The sequence below is a fragment of the Pigmentiphaga sp. MLSB6-MA01 genome (genome assembly GCF_058793475.1).
This window is the reverse complement of record NZ_JBXAFV010000018.1, coordinates 20,442-40,716: the sequence shown is the minus strand read 5'-3', so window position 1 is coordinate 40,716 and position 20,275 is coordinate 20,442. Positions and strand designations below refer to the sequence as shown.

General features: G+C 68.9%; 16 protein-coding genes. 8 read left to right on the top strand and 8 right to left on the bottom strand.

Annotated features, from left to right (window positions below):
• Positions 1–11 precede the first annotated feature (11 nt).
• From AC1Q6E_RS24670 to AC1Q6E_RS24655, 4 genes are read right to left on the bottom strand one after another with little or no spacing between them, the layout of a single operon-like run.
• Positions 12–1,187 carry an alpha-hydroxy acid oxidase gene (locus tag AC1Q6E_RS24670; protein WP_152795617.1) on the bottom strand — a complete coding sequence of 392 codons (1,176 nt, stop codon included), beginning with the start codon at positions 1,185–1,187 and terminating at the stop codon, positions 12–14.
• Between the two features lie 10 nt (positions 1,188–1,197).
• Positions 1,198–2,166, bottom strand: coding sequence for a tripartite tricarboxylate transporter substrate binding protein (locus AC1Q6E_RS24665; RefSeq protein WP_492573728.1), 969 nt, complete (start codon positions 2,164–2,166; stop codon positions 1,198–1,200).
• A gap of 44 nt (positions 2,167–2,210) precedes the next feature.
• Complete coding sequence (locus tag AC1Q6E_RS24660; RefSeq protein ID WP_492573727.1) at positions 2,211–3,113, bottom strand: TauD/TfdA dioxygenase family protein; 903 nt, start codon at positions 3,111–3,113, stop codon at positions 2,211–2,213.
• Between the two features lie 9 nt (positions 3,114–3,122).
• Positions 3,123–4,310, bottom strand: coding sequence for an iron-containing alcohol dehydrogenase family protein (locus tag AC1Q6E_RS24655; RefSeq protein ID WP_296556521.1), 1,188 nt, complete (start codon positions 4,308–4,310; stop codon positions 3,123–3,125).
• 121 nt (positions 4,311–4,431) lie between these two features.
• Here AC1Q6E_RS24655 and AC1Q6E_RS24650 point away from each other — a divergent pair, with 121 nt between their 5' ends.
• From AC1Q6E_RS24650 to AC1Q6E_RS24635, 4 genes are all read left to right on the top strand, one after another.
• Positions 4,432–5,343, top strand: coding sequence for a LysR family transcriptional regulator (locus AC1Q6E_RS24650; RefSeq protein WP_152795611.1), 912 nt, complete (start codon positions 4,432–4,434; stop codon positions 5,341–5,343).
• Between the two features lie 144 nt (positions 5,344–5,487).
• Positions 5,488–6,453, top strand: coding sequence for a tripartite tricarboxylate transporter substrate binding protein (locus AC1Q6E_RS24645; protein WP_152795609.1), 966 nt, complete (start codon positions 5,488–5,490; stop codon positions 6,451–6,453).
• A gap of 8 nt (positions 6,454–6,461) precedes the next feature.
• Positions 6,462–7,559 (top strand): NADH:flavin oxidoreductase/NADH oxidase, encoded by a 1,098-nt coding sequence (locus AC1Q6E_RS24640; RefSeq protein ID WP_296556517.1) that lies wholly within the window; start codon positions 6,462–6,464, stop codon positions 7,557–7,559.
• 89 nt (positions 7,560–7,648) lie between these two features.
• Complete coding sequence (locus AC1Q6E_RS24635) at positions 7,649–9,217, top strand: phospholipase D family protein (protein WP_492573755.1); 1,569 nt, start codon at positions 7,649–7,651, stop codon at positions 9,215–9,217.
• A 17-nt stretch (positions 9,218–9,234) separates the two neighbouring features.
• Here AC1Q6E_RS24635 and AC1Q6E_RS24630 read toward each other — a convergent pair whose 3' ends face one another.
• Positions 9,235–9,783: a Dps family protein gene (locus AC1Q6E_RS24630; protein WP_152795606.1), complete on the bottom strand. Its 549-nt coding sequence runs from the start codon at positions 9,781–9,783 to the stop codon at positions 9,235–9,237.
• A 236-nt stretch (positions 9,784–10,019) separates the two neighbouring features.
• Between AC1Q6E_RS24630 and AC1Q6E_RS24625 the strand changes: the two genes are divergently transcribed.
• From AC1Q6E_RS24625 to AC1Q6E_RS24615, 3 genes are all read left to right on the top strand, one after another.
• A complete protein-coding gene (locus tag AC1Q6E_RS24625; RefSeq protein WP_152795604.1) occupies positions 10,020–11,249 on the top strand; it encodes an MFS transporter in 1,230 nt (409 codons plus the stop codon).
• Between the two features lie 149 nt (positions 11,250–11,398).
• Positions 11,399–12,997, top strand: a complete 1,599-nt coding sequence (locus AC1Q6E_RS24620; RefSeq protein ID WP_492573725.1) for an OpgD/OpgG family glucan biosynthesis protein — start codon at positions 11,399–11,401, stop codon at positions 12,995–12,997.
• Positions 12,998–13,070: 73 nt separating this feature from the next.
• Positions 13,071–15,290, top strand: a complete 2,220-nt coding sequence (locus tag AC1Q6E_RS24615; RefSeq protein WP_492573724.1) for an FUSC family protein — start codon at positions 13,071–13,073, stop codon at positions 15,288–15,290.
• A gap of 1 nt (position 15,291) precedes the next feature.
• Here AC1Q6E_RS24615 and AC1Q6E_RS24610 read toward each other — a convergent pair whose 3' ends face one another.
• Positions 15,292–16,581, bottom strand: a complete 1,290-nt coding sequence (locus AC1Q6E_RS24610; protein WP_492573723.1) for a ParB/Srx family N-terminal domain-containing protein — start codon at positions 16,579–16,581, stop codon at positions 15,292–15,294.
• Positions 16,582–16,719: 138 nt separating this feature from the next.
• Positions 16,720–17,172: a Cd(II)/Pb(II)-responsive transcriptional regulator gene (cadR, locus tag AC1Q6E_RS24605; RefSeq protein ID WP_296559097.1), complete on the bottom strand. Its 453-nt coding sequence runs from the start codon at positions 17,170–17,172 to the stop codon at positions 16,720–16,722.
• 111 nt (positions 17,173–17,283) lie between these two features.
• Between cadR and AC1Q6E_RS24600 the strand changes: the two genes are divergently transcribed.
• Positions 17,284–19,548, top strand: a complete 2,265-nt coding sequence (locus AC1Q6E_RS24600; RefSeq protein ID WP_296559095.1) for a heavy metal translocating P-type ATPase — start codon at positions 17,284–17,286, stop codon at positions 19,546–19,548.
• On the opposite strand, the gene yaaA is transcribed toward AC1Q6E_RS24600, so the two are convergent.
• Positions 19,491–20,264 (bottom strand): peroxide stress protein YaaA, encoded by a 774-nt coding sequence (yaaA, locus tag AC1Q6E_RS24595; RefSeq protein ID WP_492573722.1) that lies wholly within the window; start codon positions 20,262–20,264, stop codon positions 19,491–19,493. The two genes, AC1Q6E_RS24600 and yaaA, sit on opposite strands and share 58 nt — an antisense overlap.
• Positions 20,265–20,275: the final 11 nt, after the last annotated feature.

Genomic DNA, 20,275 nt, shown 5'->3' with positions numbered 1-20,275 from the left:
GCAGACCGCAACTATACCGTATTTTTTTGATACGTGCGTGGCGCCCCGAACAGCAGATCCGGACCGATTTCCGCCACCTGACGCGCGCCGCAAAGCTGCATGCCGCGCTGGAATTCCTCGCGCAGGATGTCCAGCGCACGGGTGGCGCCCGCCTCGCCCGCGGCGATCGCGCCCCACAGCGTGGCCCGCCCCACCAGCACGGCGTTGGCGCCCAGCGCCAGCGCCTTCAGGATGTCGCCGCCGCGCCGCACGCCGCCGTCCACCATTACTTCCATGCGGCCGGCGGCCGCCTGCGCCACGCCCGGCAACGCGTCCAGTGTCGCGGCGGCGCCGTCCAGTTGCCGGCCACCGTGGTTCGACACGACCACGGCGTCACAGCCCATGCGCGCCAGCCTGTCGGCGTCGTCCGGGCGCAGCACGCCCTTGACGATGAGCTTGCGCGGCCACTGGTCGCGCAGGGCCTCCAGGCGTGCCCAGTCGAATGAGGGATCGTAGCTGCGGCCCACGGACGAGGCCAGGCGGGTGGCATCGGCGCCGGGCGCCTCCAGGCCTTTCAGGCTTTCCATCACGGGCAGGCCGCGGCACAGCATGTCCAGCGCCCAGGCCGGCCGGCTGGCGAAGTCGCACAGGTTGCGCGCGGTGTAGTGGAACGGGAAGGACAGGCCATTGCGGAAGTCGCGCTCGCGTTTGCCGCCCACGGGCAGGTCGACCGTGATCATCAGGCCTTCGTAGTCCGCCGCCCGCGCGCGGGCGATCAGCGACTCCAGCAGCGGCCGGTGGCGCAGGATGTAGGCCTGGAACCACAGGCGCCCCGGCGCGGCATCGGCGATCTGCTCGATCGAGGCGGTAGCCGAGGTCGACAGCGTATACGGCACGCCCGCCCGGGCGGCGGCGCGGGCGATGGCGATGTCGCCGCCACGGCGGCCGAATCCGACCGCACCGGTGGGCGCGACGGCGAGCGGCAGGCTGGACGGGGCGCCCAACACTTGCGCGCCCGTATCCACCCGAGAGACGTCGACCAGCGCGCGCGGCGCCAGCCGCACGCGCCGGAAGGCCGCGCAATTGTCGGCCAGCGTCAGTTCGTCCTCGGCGCCGCCGTCGAAGAAATCGAACATGGCGCGAGGCAGGCGGCGCCGCGACGCGCGGCGCAGGTCTTCGATACTGTAGGCGCGTGGCGATCCGGTCATGGCCCCGCGCCTATTCCGCCGTGATGCCGGCGGCCTTGATCACCTCGGCCCAGCGCTTCTGGTCCTGGACCAGGAACTTGCCGAACGCCTCCGGCGTATCGCCGATGACCTCCGCCCCCAGCTCCTTCAGGCGCTTTCGCACGTCGGGCTGGCGCAGCGCGTCGACCATGGCCTGGTTCAGCTTCTGCACGACCGGCTGCGGCGTGCCGGCGGGCGCCAGCAGTCCTACCCATGGCGCGGTGTCCTGGAAGTCGGGGAAGCCGACCTCGGCCATCGTGGGCACGCCGGGAAACTCGGCGCTGGCCTGCGGCGTTCCCACCGCCAGCACCTTCAGGCGCTTTTCCTGGACGTTGGCGGCCACGCCGATGATGGGATAGAACATGAACGAGACGCGCCCCGCCATGACCTCGGTCAGCGCCGGACCGTTGCCTCGGAACGGCACGTGGATCATGCGCGCGTGGGCCATGGTCGACAGCATCGCGCCCGCCAGGTGGGCCGACCCGCCGTTACCCGCCGAGCCGTAGCTGATGGTGTCCGGCCTGGCGCGTGCCTGCTCGATCAACTGCTTCATGGACTGGATCGGCGACGGGTAGGCGGTGACCGCGACCATGGGCAGCGACGCCGCGTTGGAAACCGGCGCGAAGTCCTTCAGCGGATCGTAGCCGGCCTTGGCGCCCAGCAGGAGCCAGTTGACGTTGTGCGACAGCGAGGCGAACAGCACCGTGTATCCATCCGCCCCGGCCGCGGCGACCTCGCGCGTGGCGATCAGCGAGTTGGCGCCCGCCTTGTTCTCCACCACCACGGGGTGCCCCAGCGAGCGCGTCATTTCCTGCGCCAGCACCCGGGCGATCACATCGGTGGGCCCACCGGCGGCGAAGCCGACGATCATGCGTATGGGCCGGTCGGGATAGGCGCCGGCGGCCGATCCCGCGGCGGCCGCCAACATGGCCGCCAGCAACAGTGTCGATATCTTTTTCATGAGGTCTCCTCCTGGTTGTTGCTATCGTTCCACCCGCGCCATGCTCACGCCACCGCGCCGAAATAGCGGTCGGCCATGACCTGGCAGCGCTTGATCAAACGTGGCTCGTCCGGGCCATAGTCGGCCACGGCGTTGTGGATGGTGCCCATGTTGTCCCACATCAGCACGTCGCTCACCGCCCAGCGATGGCGATAGCGAAACCCGGGCTGCAACTGGTGGGCGAACAGGAAGGCCAGGACCTGGTCGCTTTCATGTTCGGGCAACTCGTTGATGCGCACCGCGTACCCCGGGTTGGCGTACAGCACCTTGCGGCCGGTAATGGGATGGGTCAGGAAAACGGGGTGCGAGACGGGCGGCCTGGCGCGGCGCTGCGCCTCGGTCAGCGGCGGACGCTGGCTGCCCTTTTCCCGGCGCATCATTTCCCAGAACTTGTTGAAGTCGTGCAGGACGGTCATGCCATCCAGCCGCTGCCTCAGGTCCTCGGGCAACGTGTCGTAGGCGGCGTGCATGTTGCTGAACTCGGTGCAGCCCAGCGGCTCGCCGTCGCGCACGGGAATACGGATCCCGTACAGGATATTGGCGAACGCGATCGTCTTGCTGTAGGACATGTCGGTATGCCAGTCCTGCCCGGCATCGGCCAGCCCCACTGGCTTGCCGTCCTCCACCATGTTGGACAGGATCATGACTTCGGGCATGCCCGGCTCCTGGTAGCTGTTGGCCACGTTGACCTCCAGCGTGCCGAACCGCGCCGCGAAAGACCGCAAGTGCGCGGGAGTCAGGTCCTGCCCGGGGAAACTCAACACGCCATGTCGCCCCAGCAACTGCTCGACCTGCCGGAACTGCGCATCGTCCAGCGGACGGGACAGGTCCAGGTTCTCGATACGCGCGCCCAGGCTCTGGCCGCTTTCCACCACCTTGATCATTCCTTCCTCCATGAGTGCGATCATCCTGCGCCGCTACCAGGCGGCCTCCAGCAACTGACGCAATTCGTCCACGCCGGCCACCCGGCGAGGGTTGAACGCCAGCCCTCGTTCTCCCAGCGCCTCCCGCGCCACCTCGGGCAGCGCCTCGGCCGCCACGCCCAGATCGCGCAGCCGCGACGGCGCGCCCACCGCCCGCTGCAAGGCCCGCAGCCTGACGGCCACCGCTTCGGGCCGGGTCTCGCGCCCTCCGCTGAGCGCGCCGGCCGCCATGGCCAGTTCGGCGCTCGCGGCCGGCAGGTTGTAGTCCGCCACGTGCGGCAACATCACCGCGTTGGCCGCTCCGTGCGCGACGCCGCAGCGGCTGCCCAGCACATGGCAGAGCGCGTGATGCAGGCAACTGCGCGCCGACGCCAGCACGATGCCCGCCAGATTGGCGGCGATCAGCAGATCGGCGCGCGCCTGGACGTCGCCGGGACGTTCGGCCACGGCCGGCAGCGCCGCCGCGAAGCGTGCCAGGCCGTCCAGCGCCAGTGCCGTGCTGAAAGGAGACCGCTGGCCGGAATACAGCCCCTCCAGGCAATGCGCGAGGCCGTTCATGCCGGTATCGAGCACGATCCGCGCGGGTATCCCGAGATTCAAGTCCGGGTCCAGCAACACCACGCGGCAGGCGCAGCGTTCGTCCCAGAACAGCAACTTGCCGGCCCCGTGCGCGATGCCGAACGAGGGCGTCATCTCCGCGCCCGACGCAGTCAGCGGCACGGCAAGAATGGGCAGCTTCGGGCGCCGCAGCGCCGGGACATGCACCGTGCCGGGAGGTGTGGAACGGGTCGCGTGCCGCGCCAGTTCCCCACCCTCGGCAACCAGCAGCGCGGCCGCCTTCGCGGTGTCGATGACGCTGCCCCCGCCGAAAGCAACCAGGCAATCGGCATCGTGGCGCCCGATGTCCCGCGCCACCCGCTCGACGGTTTCAATCGAGGAATGCGGCGGCACATCGATGCTCTGGGCGGCGGACGCGCCCAGCGCATCCACGAGGCGGCCGTATTGCGGCATGGCTCGCGACCGGCGGCTGGCCAGAACCAGCGGGCGCCGCCCTCCCAGCCGTGCCAGCTCCGGTCCGGCCTCGTCCACCGCGCCCGGCCGGAACACCACGCGCGTCAGCGAAGCGTGCGACTGGAAAGCCGCGGGACGGGGAAAAGGGGAAAGGCCTGGGGTCATGCTCATGAGCAGCGGGCATTGGCGATGCGGTCGCAGTGTATCGACGCCGCCAGGGTCGCGATAGAATCCAACCGGGAAATCATCGTTTCCATAACGAAAACAGACTCATACCCGAGCGGGAGACAAATTGGACAAGCTGCGCTGCATCGAGGTGTTCATCGAAGTCGCCCAGGGCCTGAGTTTTTCCGGCGCCGCCCAGCGGCTCGGCATGGCCAAGGGCAATGTCACCAAACACGTCGCCTGGCTGGAGCGCGAGCTGGGCGTCCAGTTGCTCCAGCGCACCACCAAGAGCGTGAGCCTGACCGAATCCGGCCTCGCGCTGCTGGAGAACGGCCGCGACCTGCTGGAACACATGGAAGGCGTGGAAACCGCCGTGCGCCGCTCGGTCAAGGAGCCCAAGGGCATGTTGCGCGTGGGCACGCCCCCCTCGTTCGGCGCGTTCCACCTGGTACCGGTGATCACCGCGTTCTCGGCCGCGCACCCCGACATACGCGTGGTGATGTACCTGGACGACGGCCGCACCGACCTGGTCGGCGAAGGGCTGGACATGTCGGTGCGCATCGCCTCCTCGCTGAAGGATACGAGCCAGGTCTCGCACCGGCTGGCCAGGGTGCCGCAGGTGCTGGTGGCATCGCCCTCGTACCTGGCCCGGCGCGGCCGCCCGGCATCGGTCGAGGACCTCGCGCGCCATGACTGCATGGTGCACGCGCTGAAATCGCCCACCAATGCCTGGTCCTTCCAGGGCCCCGGCGGCAAGGTGACGGTCAGGGTGGGCGGGACCATACGCGCCAACTTCGGCGAACCCCTGCGGCATGCCGCCCTGCTGGGCCACGGCATCTCCATGCACCCGATCTACATGGTGTCCGAGGACCTGCGCCAGGGCCGGCTCGAAGCCGTGCTGGCCGACCACCAGCCGACGGAACTGGAGATCCACGCGGTCTTTCCCAGCCGGCGCAACCTGCCGCTGCGTGTGCGTACCTTCCTGGATTTCCTGAAGGGCTGGTTCAGCCAGCCGCGCTGGGAAGACGTCGCTTCATAGTTACCAAACCGGAAACACTGTTTTCTCCCGCCGCCGCTGGTCCGGGCGCCGGGGCGCTGCCTATACTGCCGCCTCGCGCCATTCCCACCACCGCGCCCGCCACGAGGCGCGCCGCGCTCCGTCGCGGCCGAGAGGAGACAGATCATGCCGACAATGCCGCAAAACCTGCTGGGCGGCCTGCTGCTGGCCGCGGCCCTGCCCGCCGCCGCAGCCTACCCGGAACGTGCCGTGCGCATCATCGTGCCGTTCGCGGCCGGCGCGACGCTGGACCTGATGACCCGCGCGGTGGCGGAGGAACTGGCCCATCAGCTCGGCCAGCCGGTCGTGGTCGAAAACCGCGCCGGCGCCAGCGGGATCATTGGCGCCGACGCGGTGGCCAAGGCGCCGGCCGACGGCTACACCCTGATGATGGCGCCGTTCAGCGTGCTGGCCGTCAACGCCAGCCTGCACAAGAACCTGCCCTACGACAACCTGCGCGATCTCGCGCCCGTGGCCCTGGTCGCGGTGGCGCCGCACGTGCTGCTGGCCAGCGCCCAGTTGCCCTACCGGACGCTGGGCGAGTTGCTCGCCGCCGCCAGGGCGCGGCCCGGGCAGATCGCCTATGCCTCGGCCGGCGCGGGAAGCTCCGCCCACCTGGCGACCGAGGTCCTGCTGTACAAGGCGGGCGTGAAAATGGCGCACGTGCCCTACAAGGGAACGGCGCCGGCCTACAACGACCTGATCCCCGGCCGCGTGGCCGTGATGATCGACGGCGTGGGCGCGGCGCTGCCGCGCATCCAGTCGGGCCAGGTGCGCGCGCTGGGCGTGACCAGCCCCGAACCGGTGGACGTGCTGCCCGGCGTGCCCACCCTGGCCCAGGCCGGCGTGCCAGGCTACGACGTCACGCCGTGGTACGGCATGGTGGCGCCGCGCGGCACGCCCGAGGCGGTCGTCGCCACGCTCAACGGCGCCGTCAACCGCGCCCTTGCCACCGAAGGGTTGCGCCGCCGGTTCGCCGACATGGGCCTGCAGCCACGCGGCGGCAAGGCCGCCGATTTCGGTGCCTACATGGCGAGCGAAACCGCCAAGTGGCGCGAGGTGGTACAAGAAGCACACGTCAGCATCGAATGAATGGCCGCATGAGCATGCCCCCCGCGAACCCCCGCCTGTTCTCCCCGCTGCCGCTGCGCGGCATCACCCTGCCCAACCGCATCGGCGTCGCGCCCATGTGCCAGTATTCGTGCGTGGATGGCCTGGCCACTGCCTGGCACATGGTGCACCTGGGCAGCCGCGCGGTGGGAGGCGCCGGCCTGGTGCTGCTGGAAGCCGCCGCGGTCACCGCCGACGGACGCATCAGCCCGGGCGACCTGGGCATCTGGAATGAAGCCCAGGCCCGGGCGCTGGCCCCCATCGCGGGATTCATCGCCGAACAGGGAGCGGTACCGGGCATCCAGCTCGCCCACGCGGGCCGCAAGGGTTCGACCAGCCGTCCCTGGGAGGGCAAGGCCGGCATCCCGCCCGGGCGTGGCGGCTGGCCGGTCATGGCGCCCAGCGCCCTGCCCTTTGCCGACGGCTATCCGCTGCCGCGCGAGATGTCCGAGACCGACATCGCCGGCGTCGTGGACGCATTCGCCGACGCGGCGCGCCGCGCCGTCGCGATCGGCATGCGAGTCGTCGAACTGCACATGGGCCATGGCTACCTCATGCACCAGTTCCTGTCCCCCTTGGCCAATCTGCGGCGCGATGCCTACGGCGGCGACTTCGAAGGCCGCATCCGCGCGCCCTTGCGGGTCGCCGCCGCCGTCCGCGAAAGCCTGCCGCCCGAGCTGCCCTTGTTCGTGCGGCTGTCCGCCACCGACTGGCTGGACGGCGGCTGGGACCTGGCCCAATCCATCTGCCTCTCGCAGCGGCTCAAGGCAGTGGGCGTGGATCTGGTCGACTGTTCCAGCGGATCCATCCAGCCGGGGTCGCAGGGCAGCGGAGAACCGGGCTTCCAGGTTCCCCTGGCCAGCGCGATACGCCGGGACGCCGGCATCGCCACGGCGGCGGTGGGCGGCATCACCGATGCCCGCCAGGCCGAGGGCATCCTGGAACGCGGCGATGCCGACCTGATCCTGCTGGCACGCGCCCTGCTGCGCGATCCCTATTGGCCGCTGCGCGCCGCCGCCGAGCTCGAGGCGGCCGCGGCGGGCTGGCCAGTCCAGTACCAGCGCGCCGTGACCCGCATGCGCGGCTAGGGCGATCCGCCGCCAGCGCGATTTGAGTTACTCGCCGTCTTGCCCAACAATGCGGCATGGATAGACCTATCTCGAACCATGGCGGCGGCATGACACGGACATCCCTGGGAATAGGCGCGCGAGGCGTGAAACTGGCCGCGTCGTCGCTGGCGCTGGCCTGGCTCGCGGGCTGCTCGCTGCCGCCGCTTGCCGACCGCTCCGCGTCCTCGGCCCTGGCCCCGGACGCCGCCCGCCAGACCTCGCTGGGCCGCGTGATCGCGCCGCAGGCGGACGGCCATCCGGGCAAGACCGGCTTCCATCCCCTGGCGGACGCCCGCGATGCCTTCGCGGCACGCATGCTGCTGGCCCATGCCGCCGAACGTACGCTGGACATCCAGTACTACATCTGGCGCGGCGACATGACCGGCACCATGATGCTGGAGGCGCTGCATGCCGCGGCGGACCGCGGGGTGCGGGTGCGGCTGCTGCTGGACGACAACGGCATCGCGGGCCTGGACGAGACCCTGGCCGCGCTGGACGCCCATCCCAATATCGAAGTCCGGCTATTCAATCCGTTCGCCATCCGGCGGCCCAAGATGGTGGGCTACCTGTTCGAGTTCTCGCGCCTGAACCGGCGCATGCACAACAAGTCGTTCACGGCGGACAACCAGGCGACCATCGTGGGCGGCCGCAACGTCGGCGACGAATACTTCGGCGCCACCGACGGCGTATTGTTCGCCGACCTCGACGTGCTGGCCGTGGGCGGGATCGTGAACGACGTCTCGGCCGACTTCGACCGCTACTGGGCCAGCGCCTCGGCCTATCCGGTCGCCCAGTTGCTGCCGCCCGTCCCGGCCGGCAGGCTGGACGAACTTGCCGCCGACTCCGCCTCCATCGAAGCGAACCCGGCCGCGGCCGCCTATGTCCGTGCCATGCGCGAGCAGCCTTTCGTGCGCGACCTGCTGGCAGGTACGCTGCCGCTGACCTGGGCCCCCGCGCGCATGGTCAGCGACGACCCGGCCAAAGCCCAGGGCCGGGCGAAACCCGACGGACTGCTTGCCCATCAACTGGCTGCCATCATCGGCACACCGGAACAGGAACTCGATCTGGTGTCGCCCTACTTCGTGCCGGGCGCCCAGGGGACCGCCGCTTTCGCGGCCATGGCGCTGCAAGGGGTGAAGCTGCGGGTCCTGACCAACGCGCTGGAAGCCACCGACGTCCCGGTCGTGCATTCGGGCTATGCCCGCCGGCGCAAGGACCTGCTGGAGGCGGGCGTGCGCCTGTACGAAATGCGCAGCGGTTCGCACCACAGCGGCAAGCCCGAAGGCAAGCAGTTGTTCGGCAGTTCGGGCTCCAGCCTGCACGCCAAGACCTTCGGCGTGGATCGCGCACGGGCCTTCATCGGATCCTTCAACTTCGATCCGCGCTCGGCCAACCTGAACACCGAGCTGGGTTTCGTCATCGACAGCCCCGAACTCGCCCGCCGCATTTCGGAAGCCTTCGACACCACCGTGCCCGACAGCGCCTACGAGGTCTGCCTGACGCCCGAGGGCAGCCTGTACTGGCTGGAACGCCAGGACGGCCGCACCATCCGGCACGACACCGAACCCGGTGCCGGCCTGCTCAAGCGGCTGGCCATCCGGTTGATGTCGTGGCTACCCATCGAGCCCCTGCTCTGACAAGGGCGGCGGCGCCGTCAATGCCCGGTGCCGTCGGAATTGCGGCTGGCCTCGAACAGGAACCAGGTGCGCCGCTCGGTCTCGTCCAGCCAGTTCTCGATCAGGCTGGCGGTGGCGATGTCGCGATGGGTATCGCAGATGTCGTGCGCCTCGCGCAGGTGGCTGGCCAGGGTCTTGTTGTCCTCGCGCAGTTCGGCCAGCATGTCCAGCGGCTGGACGTAGTCCGCGTCGTTGTCGAGGATGCGCTGGAGCTTGGCGATGTGGCCGATGGACTTGATGGTGGGGCCGCCTATCTTGCGCACACGCTCGGCGATGACGTCGGTCATGGCGAAGATCTCGACGCCCTGCTCGTCCAGCAGCACATGGTAGTCGCGGAAATGCGGGCCGCTCATGTGCCAGTGGAAATTCTTGGTCTTCAGGTACAGGGCGAAGACGTCGGCCAGGATACCGTTGAGCACGCCGCTCAGTTCGCGCGTCGCTTCCGCGCCCAGGTCGGTGGGGGTGGCCAGCGGGGCCGCGCGGCGCTTCTTCAACTTGGCTTGACGTTCGGTGTCCATTCGCTTCATGACGTGCTCCAGGGGAGAGTTGACGCGGGCGGCGCCGATGCGCAAGCCTTGCGATGGCCGCATCCGCCCTCCGATTATGGAATGCATGATCGGCCAGGGCAACCGCCATCCTCCAGCCGGGTTTTCTAATGGTAAACCCGTACCCCTCTTATGAATGGGTGTAGACTAGTGCGCTCTCGCATTCCGGCCCGCGGCAAGCACTCCACCGCCGGCCGCCTCTTCCCGAGCCCTGCCGCTTGAACTCCGACTCCCCTTCGCTTCCGGCCTCGACGCGCTCGCTCTGGAAGGCCCGCGCGCTCGTGACGGTATCGCTCATGACAGGCGTCATGGGCAGCAGCGTCCCCACGCCGCTCTACCCGCTCTATCAGGCACAACTGCACTTGCCTTCGTTCACCACGACGGCCATTTTCTTCGCCTACGTGGTCGGGGTGCTGAGCGCGCTGCTCATCGGCGGCCGCCTGGCGGACCGCGTCGCCGACCGCCGACGGCTGCTGTTGCCGGCGCTGGCGATGGTGGCGACCGGCGCGGTCCTGCTGGCCCTCGCCCACAGCCTGGGCATGCTGCTGGCCGGCCGGCTGCTGGCGGGGCTGGGCACCGGCACGCTGACCGGCGCCGCCAACGCCGCCCTGCTCGATCTCGAACCGCCGCAGCACAAGCAGCGCGCCGCGCTGTTCGGCACGGCGGCCTTCACGCTGGGCTCCATCCTGGGGCCGATCCTGAGCGGCCTGGCACTGCAGGCCGGCCTCTATCCCACGGTCCTTCCCTTCCTGATCATCGTCTCGATCGCCCTCGCCGTCGGTTACGGACTGTGGCGCATGCCGCTGCGCCGGACCGCCTCCCCCGCCCAGGCGCCGCATTCGCCGCATGCCGTGCACGCCTCCCCCCGCGCGCTGCCGGCCCGGCGCGTCACCCAGTTGATGCTGCTCTGCTGCATCACCTTGTCCATCGTCTGGGGAGTCGGTTCGTCGCTCATGGCGATGGGACCGTCGCTGGGCGAGAAACTGCTGGGCATCCACGACTATGCGCTCAGCGGCTATGCCAGCTCGCTGCTGGCGGCATGCGCCGGTACGGCGCAATTCCTGAGCCAGCGGACCTCCAGCACGTCCGCCTTCCGCTACGGCAACATGGTCTTCGCCAGTGGGCTGGTCTGCGCCATCGCATCGCTGCTGGCCACCCAGGCCTGGCTGATGGGCGTGGCGGTGCTGATCACGGGACTGGGGTTCGGCGCGGCGTTCATCGGCGCCGCCGGCATCGTCAACCAGATCGCGCCGCCCCAGCGGCGCGGCCTCATGGTCTCGCTGTTCTACATCGCGGGCTACATCGGCAACGCGTGGCCCATGCTGCTGGGCTTCATCACCGACCATGCCGGCCCCATGGCCGCCGCGATGACGCTGCTCCTCACGGCCATCGCCGCGTCGGCCAGTTTCGTGGTCCTGTCGCGCCGGCTGTTGCCCATTCGCTCCTGAGACGCCGCCCGCCCTCGAAGTTACCCACCTCTGGTGTGGACAACTTTGGGGACAGCCATGGGACTACACAAAAAAACCTTTTCTCACCAATGACTTACCCGACGTGATGAAAAAATGGGCATGACGATGAAACCGGAAGGCTTTTCTCCATGACCGACCGACGCAGCTTTCTCGCCACCGCGAGCGCCCTGGCCCTGGCCACCCTGGGCTATGCGCCCGCCGGCGCGGCGGCCCCCCTCAGGCTGGGCAGGCGCGCGCCCTTCTCGTTCGACCACCTGGTGCAGGAAGCGCGCGAGGCCGCCTCGCGCCCTTTCCAGGCCATCCCCATGCCGAACTGGCCCATCCTGGAGCGCCTGGACTATGCCGCGCTGGGAGAAATCCGCTTCAAGCCGGACCACGCCTTGTTCGCCGACGGCCCCGGCCAGTTCCCGGTCACCTTCTTCCACCTGGGCCGGTTCTCGCCCGCGCCGGTGCGCATGTACGTCCTAGACGACGACGAGGGCGGCCAGGCTCGCGAGATCCTGTACGACGAAAGCTACTTCGACATGCCCGCCGACAGCCCCGCGCATGCGCTGCCGCCCGGCATCGGCTTCGCCGGCTTCCGCTTCCAGGAGAGCCGCGCGGCCGGACCTCCCGCTCCGGACTGGCGCACGAACGACTGGGTCGCCTTCCTGAGCGCCTCGTACTTCCGCGCCATCGGGGAGCTCTACCAATACGGCCTGTCCGCGCGCGGCATCGCGCTCGACATCGCCGTCCCCGACCGCGCCGAGGAGTTCCCTGCCTTCACGCACATCTATTTCGTGCCGCCGCCGGCCGGCGGCGATACCGTCACGGTCTACGCCCGGCTGGACGGCCCCGGCATCACGGGTGCCTTCCGCTTCGACATGACGCGCGGCAAGGCCGTGCTGATGGACATCGACGCGGCCCTGTTCCTGCGCCGGGACATCGGGCGCCTGGGACTCGCCCCCCTGACTTCCATGTACTGGTTCTCGGAAGCCTGCAAGCCCACGGCCATCGACTGGCGCCCCGAGGTCCACGACTCGGACGGACTGGCGATGTGGACACGGGACGGCGAATATATCTGGCGCCCGCTGAACAATCCGCCGCGCATCGTCGCTTCGGCGTTCGGCGACGAGAATCCGCGCGGCTTCGGCCTGCTCCAGCGGGACCGGAACTTCGACCACTACCTGGACGGCGTCCACTACGAGCGCCGCCCCTCGCTATGGGTCGAGCCGCAGGGCGACTGGGGCCCGGGCGCCGTGCACCTGGTCGAGATTCCCACCGACGACGAGATCCACGACAACATCGTCGCGATGTGGGTACCCGCCGCCCCGGCGACGAAAGGCAGCGAGTACCGGCTGAAATACCGCCTGCACTGGACCGACCGCGAGCCCTATCCGCCAGCCACCGCCCGCTGCGTGGCGACCCGCCTGGGCAACGGCGGCCAGCCCGGCCAGCCACGCCCCCAGGGCGTGCGCAAGTTCATGGTGGAATTCCTGGGCGGTCCGCTGGCCGGCCTGCCCTACGGCGTCACGCCGGAGGCCGTGCTGTGGGCCTCGCGCGGCAGCTTTTCCTATGTGTATGTCGAGGCGGTGCCCGACGACATTCCCGGCCATTGGCGCGCGCAGTTCGACCTGACCGTGGACGGCGCCGATCCCGTGGAAATGCGCCTGTATCTGAAGAGTGGCGGCCAGACCCTGTCGGAGACCTGGCTGTATCAATACCACCCGCCGGAAAGCCGCGCCTGACCGCGCCGCGCGGTATCCCCCGGCCGCCGGGTTTTCCAATAGACTCGCAGAACACCGCCCGGAATCCGCTTCGATGGATTACTCCACCAAGAACATCAAGAAATTCATCTACAGCCAGTACTTCTACATGGGGATCCGGCAGGCCCTGGGCGTGCTCATGCCGGCGCTGGTGCTGCTGGGGCTGTTCCATCAGGCGGCCCTGGGCCTGGCGGCCACGTTCGGCGCGATGTGCGTGGCCATCGTCGACCAGCCCGGCCCCCTGCGGCACCGGCGCAACGAGATGCTGGGCTGCGCGCTGCTGGGCACCCTGGCGGCGGCCATCACCGCGCTCGCCACGCCGTATCCGCTGGCGCTGTGGCTGGCCGTCATCGCGCAATGCTTCGGGTTCTCGCTGCTGGCGGTATACGGCCGCAAAGGCGGGCTGATCGGTTTCGGCTGCCTGCTGCTCATGACGCTGACCATGCACGACGTCATGGACGCCCGGGCCGCCGCCCTCCATACCGCCGCCGTCCTGGCCGGCGGCCTGTGGTACACGGCGTTCAGCCTCGCGGTCAACCGCCTCCTCTGGTACCGGCAGGCGCAGCAGGCGATCGCCGTCTGCATCTTCGCCTCGGCCGAGTACCTGGAGGCCAAGGCCCGCTTCTACGATCCGGACGTCGACATCGAGGACAATTACCGGCAATTGATTGCCCGCCAGGCCGCCGTGGCCGAACAGCAGGAGGCCGCGCGCGACGTGGTGCTGCGCGAGTTGCCGCGCCGCTCCGACCGCCGGCGCGACCAGTCCCGGACCCTGCTGTTCAACCTGTTCATCGACATCGTCGACCTGCACGAGACCATGGTCGCGGTCCACACCGACTACCTGCTGCTGCGCCGGATGTTCAAGGACTCCGACCTGCTGGTCTTCTTCCGCGATCTGCTGCACAAACTCTCGCAGGACACCGAGGCGGTCGGGCTGGCCGTGACGCAGGGCATGCCCAGCAAAAGCAAGTTCACCGTCAAGGCCGAGGTCCGCGCCATCGAATACGAAATCGAACTGCTCAAGCAGCGGGGCTTCCCCGAAGCCGAGCCGGAGGCCTACGCCGCGCTGATCTCGACATTCCGCCGCGCCCGCAACGCCGCCTACATCGTCGACCGGCTGCACCGCCATACCGACGTCGCCCACCTGGACGAACCCAGTTCGCTCCAGGTCGACGCCTCGCTGCAACGCTTCCTGTCCCGCCAGGACTTCAGGCTGGGCCGCCTGAGCAGCAACCTCAAGCTGAGCTCGCCCTACCTGCGGCACGCGCTGCGGGTCACCCTGGCCGCGGCGATAGGCATGACCGTCTCCAGCGAATGGCTGACCCCGCACCATGCCATCCATGGCTACTGGGTGGTGCTGACCATACTGGTCATCATGAAGCCGGGCTTCGCCCTGTCCAAGCAGCGCAACCTGCAGCGTCTGGCCGGAACGCTGATCGGCTGCGCCCTGGTCCTGGCCCTGCTGTTCTTCGTGCACAACAAGTTCGTGCTGCTGGCGGCGATGTTCGTGGCGGTCGTCATGGCCAACAGCCTGGTGCTGCTGTACTACATCGGCAGTTCGGCCTTCAATACCGCCTTCGTGCTGCTGAGCTTCCATTTCCTGGCGCCCGGCTCGCTCATGGTGGTGGGCGAGCGGGTCATCGACACGCTGGTCGGCTCGGCCATCGCGCTCGCCTGCAGCTATGTCTTCCCCTATTGGGAATACCGGATGCTCAGGCCGCTGCTGCGGCGCGCGGTCGAAGCCAATCGCCACTACCTGACGGCCAGCCTGGGGCTGGCCGGCACCTCGGTCGACAACGTGGAAGTGCACCAGGAAAACGTCGACTATCGCCTGGCCCGCAAGAACGTGCACATCGCCTTCGGCAACTTCACCAACTCGTTCTACCGGATGATGCTGGAGCCCAAGTCCAAGCAACGTTCTCCCGCGCAGTTGAACAGCCTGGTGATCCAGTTGCACGACCTGGCCGCGCAGGTCGGCGCGGCGGCGCCCCTGATCGCCGCCTTGCCGGCGCTGCCGCCGCCCATGACCGAGACGGTGGAAACGGTGGACCGCCTGCTGCGCGACGCCAACGCCGGCAGGCCGGCACAGCCGGACGAGGACGAGCGGCTCAAGCAACTGACCCGGGACATGGACGGCGCCGTGGCGGCCGCCCAGGCAGGCACGGCGCCGGTCGACGCCGAGCGCGTGCTGGTCCTGCAGCAACTGGCCTACCAGATCAAGCAGATGGTCAAGACCGCCCTGCTGATACGCGCGACGGTCCCGCAGGTGCACTAGCTCAATAGCCCCAGCACGTCCCGGCAGCAGGCTTGCCGCAGGTGCGGTAGTTCACCGAGAACCACAGTTTGCCCGCCCCCCGGGGCGTGCCGTCCTTTTTGACATCGTCGCGCGGCAGTTCTTCCAGCGTATCGCGCGCGGTCTTGGTAGGCGAGTTGCTGGCGGCATCTGGCACGAGTTGAATGCGGCCCAGTTGCGACGCGGTCTGCTGGTCGTACACCACATCCTGATCGCCCAGGGCACCCATGACGAGCGATGCCTCGCGTACCGCGGCGGCATAGCTGTCCGTCGCGCCCGCGCGGCTCAGATCGGCCTTCAGCGTGCTGACCGCGAGGATGGCGGCCAGGGGCGCCGGCGCGGCGGTCTTGTAGCCCGACAGCGGCGCGAGCTGGCCGGCGGCGATCCTGGCGCGCAGGAGCGACGCCCACTGGAACTCGGCGAATTCGGGCAAACCGCCACTGGCATAGCCGATGTCCCGGGTGAAGTACACCAACGATCGATAGGCGTCCTCCTGCATGCCGCCGGGCTCCTCGTCGCTGGCCATGCCCACGCGGCTGGGAAGCTGGTCGGTCGTGATGGGGCGGTCGTCGCCGTCGCGCAGCCAGGCCTTGCGCTCGTCGATCATGCGCTGCCAGAAGGCCTCGCGGGTCGGGACGTCGCTGTAATTGGCGGCGACCTTCACCCACACCGGCAATTCCGGGCCGCCGTCGGCGATGCCGCGCAGCGCCGAGAACGTGTGATGTCCATCGGTGAGATACAGGTCACCGTCCCAGCCGACCACGGCCGTCTTCAGGACATCGGCATGCGTGCCGAACGCCTCCTCGCAGGCAAAGCTCCCGGGAGCATTCAGACGCGCCTGGCGCGCCTCGTCGATGGTCTGGAATTTCCGGGCACGGGCGGTGGCTCCCATATCCTCGCAATAGTCGTCGAATTTTTTCCCGACCGTGCGGTTCAGATAGTCGAGCTGCGACACTGGATCGGCTCGCCATGTGCCGCGATCGAAGTCTCCCTGCCAGCGCCCCAGCTTGTAGTAGACCTGATCGTAGCCGATGGCCGCCTGCGTCGGATGCAGTTCCTTGATCTTGACCTGAATGATGTCGCCGGCCTTGGCGTCGAGGTAGGCGGGGTTGCGCGCCGGGCCCGGATCCGGTTGGACGGGCGGCTCGGGATCCGGGATCGTGGCGGCCACGTCACTCCCGTCGCCGCCACAGGCCGCCAGCAGTCCGGCCACGACAAGGGCGGCGAGGCCGCCGCGGACCTTGTGCGCGAATACATCGGCATTGTTCGCCATGGGCTTGCATTCCTCCGTCAAAAGGAGGCACATGCTAGGGAGCCCACATGACGGGCAGGTTGCAATCCGGCGTCCGGTCAAAAACCTGACCGGATGGTAATGAACGATCTGATGGACCGGGACCGCCTCGGGACATCCTCAGCCGTGGGTCGGCCCCAGCAGTCCATGCTTGTGCTCGGCGTCGCGGCGCGCCGGTTCAGGTCCCGCCGCCAGCCCCTGCAGGATGCCGCAGTCGCGCGCGGCCCGTTCCTCGGGGCATAGTCCGCGCAAGGACTTCAGCGTCGTTTCCAGGGTTTTCAGCTCGGCGATGCGGGTGGCGACGTGCCCGATGTGTTCGTCCAGCAACGCATTGATCTCGCCGCAGTTGTCGGCCGGATCATCGCAGAACCGCAGCAGCCGCCGGATTTCGTCCAGCGTCATGTCCAGCGCGCGGCAATTGCGCACCAACGACAGCCGCTCCACGTGCGGTTCGCCATAGATGCGGTAGTTGGCGGCGGTGCGGGCCGGTGGCGGCAACAGGCCTTCACGCTCGTAGTAACGAATCGTTTCGACCGGCGTGCCGGTCAGCGTGGACAGTTCTCCTATCTTCATCGTATTCCCCGCAGGGCCAGGTTCTGATCCTAGGATACGCCATTGTCCCCGCTTGACTCTATACCGGCTACAGGGTTTCAAATGGATCCAACACGCCAATGGAGCCGACTGATGTCCGATTCCTGCAAACACTGCCACTGCGGCGGCCCGGAGGCCGCGCCCGAAACCACCCGCCCCCCCGGCACGTCGCCGGCCTCGCCCGAAGGACTGCGCACGTCCCTGTTCAAGATCGAACAGATGGATTGCCCGACCGAGGAACGGCTGCTGCGCAAGGCGCTCGAGTCCATGGACGGCGTGCGCACCCTGTCGTTCGACCTGATCGGCCGCACACTGAAAGTCGGCCACGTGCTGGACGACCCGCAGCCCATCATGGCGGCCATCGCGGGCCTGAACATGTCGCCGGTGGCGGTCGACATGTCCGCCCCGCCCGAGGAACAGCCGGCCGAAGCGACGCCGCGCCAGCCGTGGATCCGCATGGGCCTGGCCGGCGCCTTCGCGATCGGCTCGGAAGTGCTGGCCTACGCCACCGGCGCCGATACCTCGCTGCCCGTGGCCGCGCTGGCCCTGGCGGCCATCCTGCTGGGCGGCCTCGGCACCCTGCGCAAAGGGTGGCTGGCGCTGCGCCATTTCACCCTCAACATCAACCTGCTGATGACCGTGGCGGTGATCGGCGCGGTCCTGATCGGCCAGTGGCCCGAGGCCGCCATGGTGATCTGGCTGTTCGGCGTGGCCGAAATGATCGAGGCGCTGAGCCTGACGCGCGCCCGCAACGCCATACGCAGCCTGACGGCGCTGGCGCCCGAGCGCGGCCTGGTCCGCCAGGGCGACGGTTCGTGGCAGGAACTGCCCGCGCGGCTGATCGGCGTGGACGCGGTGGTGCGCGTGCGGCCGGGCGAGCGCATCGTGCTGGACGGCACCGTGGTGGGCGGCTCGTCCAGCGTGGACCAGTCTCCCATCACCGGGGAAAGCATGCCGGTGGCCAAGCAGGGAGGCGATCCGCTGTATGCCGGCACCGTCAACCAGCAAGGCGTGCTCGAATACCGCGTCACGGCGGCCGCGGGCCACACCATGCTGGACCGCATCGCGCAGACGGTGCAGGACGCCCAGGGCAAGCGCGCGCCCACGCAGCGCTTCATCGACCGCTTCGCCCAGGTCTACACGCCCGCCGTCTTCGTGGTGGCGATCATCGTCGCCGTTGCCGGGCCGCTGGCCCTGGACATGCCCTGGTTCGACTCGGTCTATCGGGCGCTGGTCCTGCTCGTCATCGCCTGCCCATGCGCGCTGGTCATCTCGACGCCGGTCACCATCGTCAGCGGACTCGCCTCGGCCGCGCGGCGCGGCATCCTGATCAAGGGCGGCCTGTACCTGGAACAGGGCCGCCGCCTGCGCCGCCTCGCCTTGGACAAGACGGGCACGCTCACCCACGGCAAGCCGGCCCTGACCGATGTCGTCCCGCTGGGCGCCTCGCCCCTGCCCCGCGCCCGCGCGCTGCAACTGGCCGCCAGCCTGGACGCGCTATCGTCCCATCCGGTGGCGCACGCCATCGTATCGGCCCACGATGGCGCCACGCTTCCCGTCGCGGATTTCGCCTCGCTGGCCGGACGCGGCGTCACGGGCCGGATCGAGGACAAGACCTATGCGCTGGGCAGCCTGCGCCTGGCGCGCGAACTGGGCGCGGCGGACAGCGCGCTGGAAACCGGACTGGAAACGCTGGAACGCCAGGGCAAGACCGTCGTCATCCTGTGCGAGGAAAACATCGCCGTGGCCATCCTGGCGGTGGCCGACACGATCCGGGACTCCAGCCGGACCGCCGTGGCCGAACTGCGCCGGCTGGGCGTGGAACCCGTGGTCCTGTCCGGGGACAACGCCGCCACGGTGCGCGCGGTGGCCGCGGAACTGGGCATCGAGGATGCGCGGGGCAACCTGCTGCCCGATGACAAGCTGGCCGCCGTGGAAGCGTTGGGCCAGATGGCACCGGTGGGCATGGTGGGAGACGGCGTCAACGACGCCCCCGCGCTGGCCCGCGCCGACATCGGCTTCGCGATGGGCGCGGCGGGTACGGACACCGCCATCGAGACGGCCGATGTCGCCCTGATGCAGGACGATCTGCGCAAGCTGCCCGAGTTCATCCGCCTGTCGTACCGGACCTCCCGGGTACTGTGGCAGAACATCGTGTTCGCGCTGGCCATCAAGCTGGTGTTCTTCGTGCTGACCTTCACCGGCGAAGCCACCCTGTGGATGGCGGTGTTCGCCGACGCGGGCGCCAGCCTGCTGGTGGTGTTCAACGGGCTGCGGCTGCTGCGCCAGCCGCGTCCGGATCAGGCCGCCTTGCGGCGGAACACCAGCCGGTCGGGGCTGGATGCCGAGGCGTCGTAGCCGTAGCCTTCGGCATCGAAACCCTGCAGGCCCTCCGGCCTGGCGATGCGCTTCTCGATGGCGTGGCGGGCCATCAGGCCCCGCGCGCGCTTGGCGTGGAAGCTGATCACCTTGTAGGCCCCGCCCTTCCAGTCCTCGAACACGCACTGGATCACGCGGGCCTTCAGCGCCTTGCGGTCGACGGCCTTGAAGTATTCCTCGGATGCCAGGTTCACCACGACCGGATGCCGGTCGGCCTCCTGGCGCTGGTTCAGGTAGTCGGACAGCTCGCTGCCCCAGTATTCGTACAGGTTCTTGCCCTTGGGGGTCGCCAGCCGCGTCCCCATCTCGAGCCGGTACGGCTGCATCAGGTCCAGCGGCCGCAGCGCGCCGTACAGGCCGCTCAGGATGACCACGTGCTCCTGCGCCCAATCCAGCTGCCGGCCCGTCATGCTGCCGGCATCGAGTCCCTCGTAGACGTCGCCATTGAAGGCCAGCACCGCCTGCTTGGCGTTTTCCGCCGTAAACTTCGGCGTCCACTTGGCGTAGCGTGCCACGTTCAGTTCGGCCAGCGCCGGGCTCAGGCTCATGAGGCCCGCGACGTCGTCGGCGGACTTGGTTTTCAGCACCGAGATGAGCTTCTTGGCGCGATCCACGAACAAGGGCTGGGTGGACGTCTCGACGTGCGCGGGCGTGTCGTAATCCAGTTTCTTGGCGGGGGAAAGAAGAAACAGCATGGCGGATACCG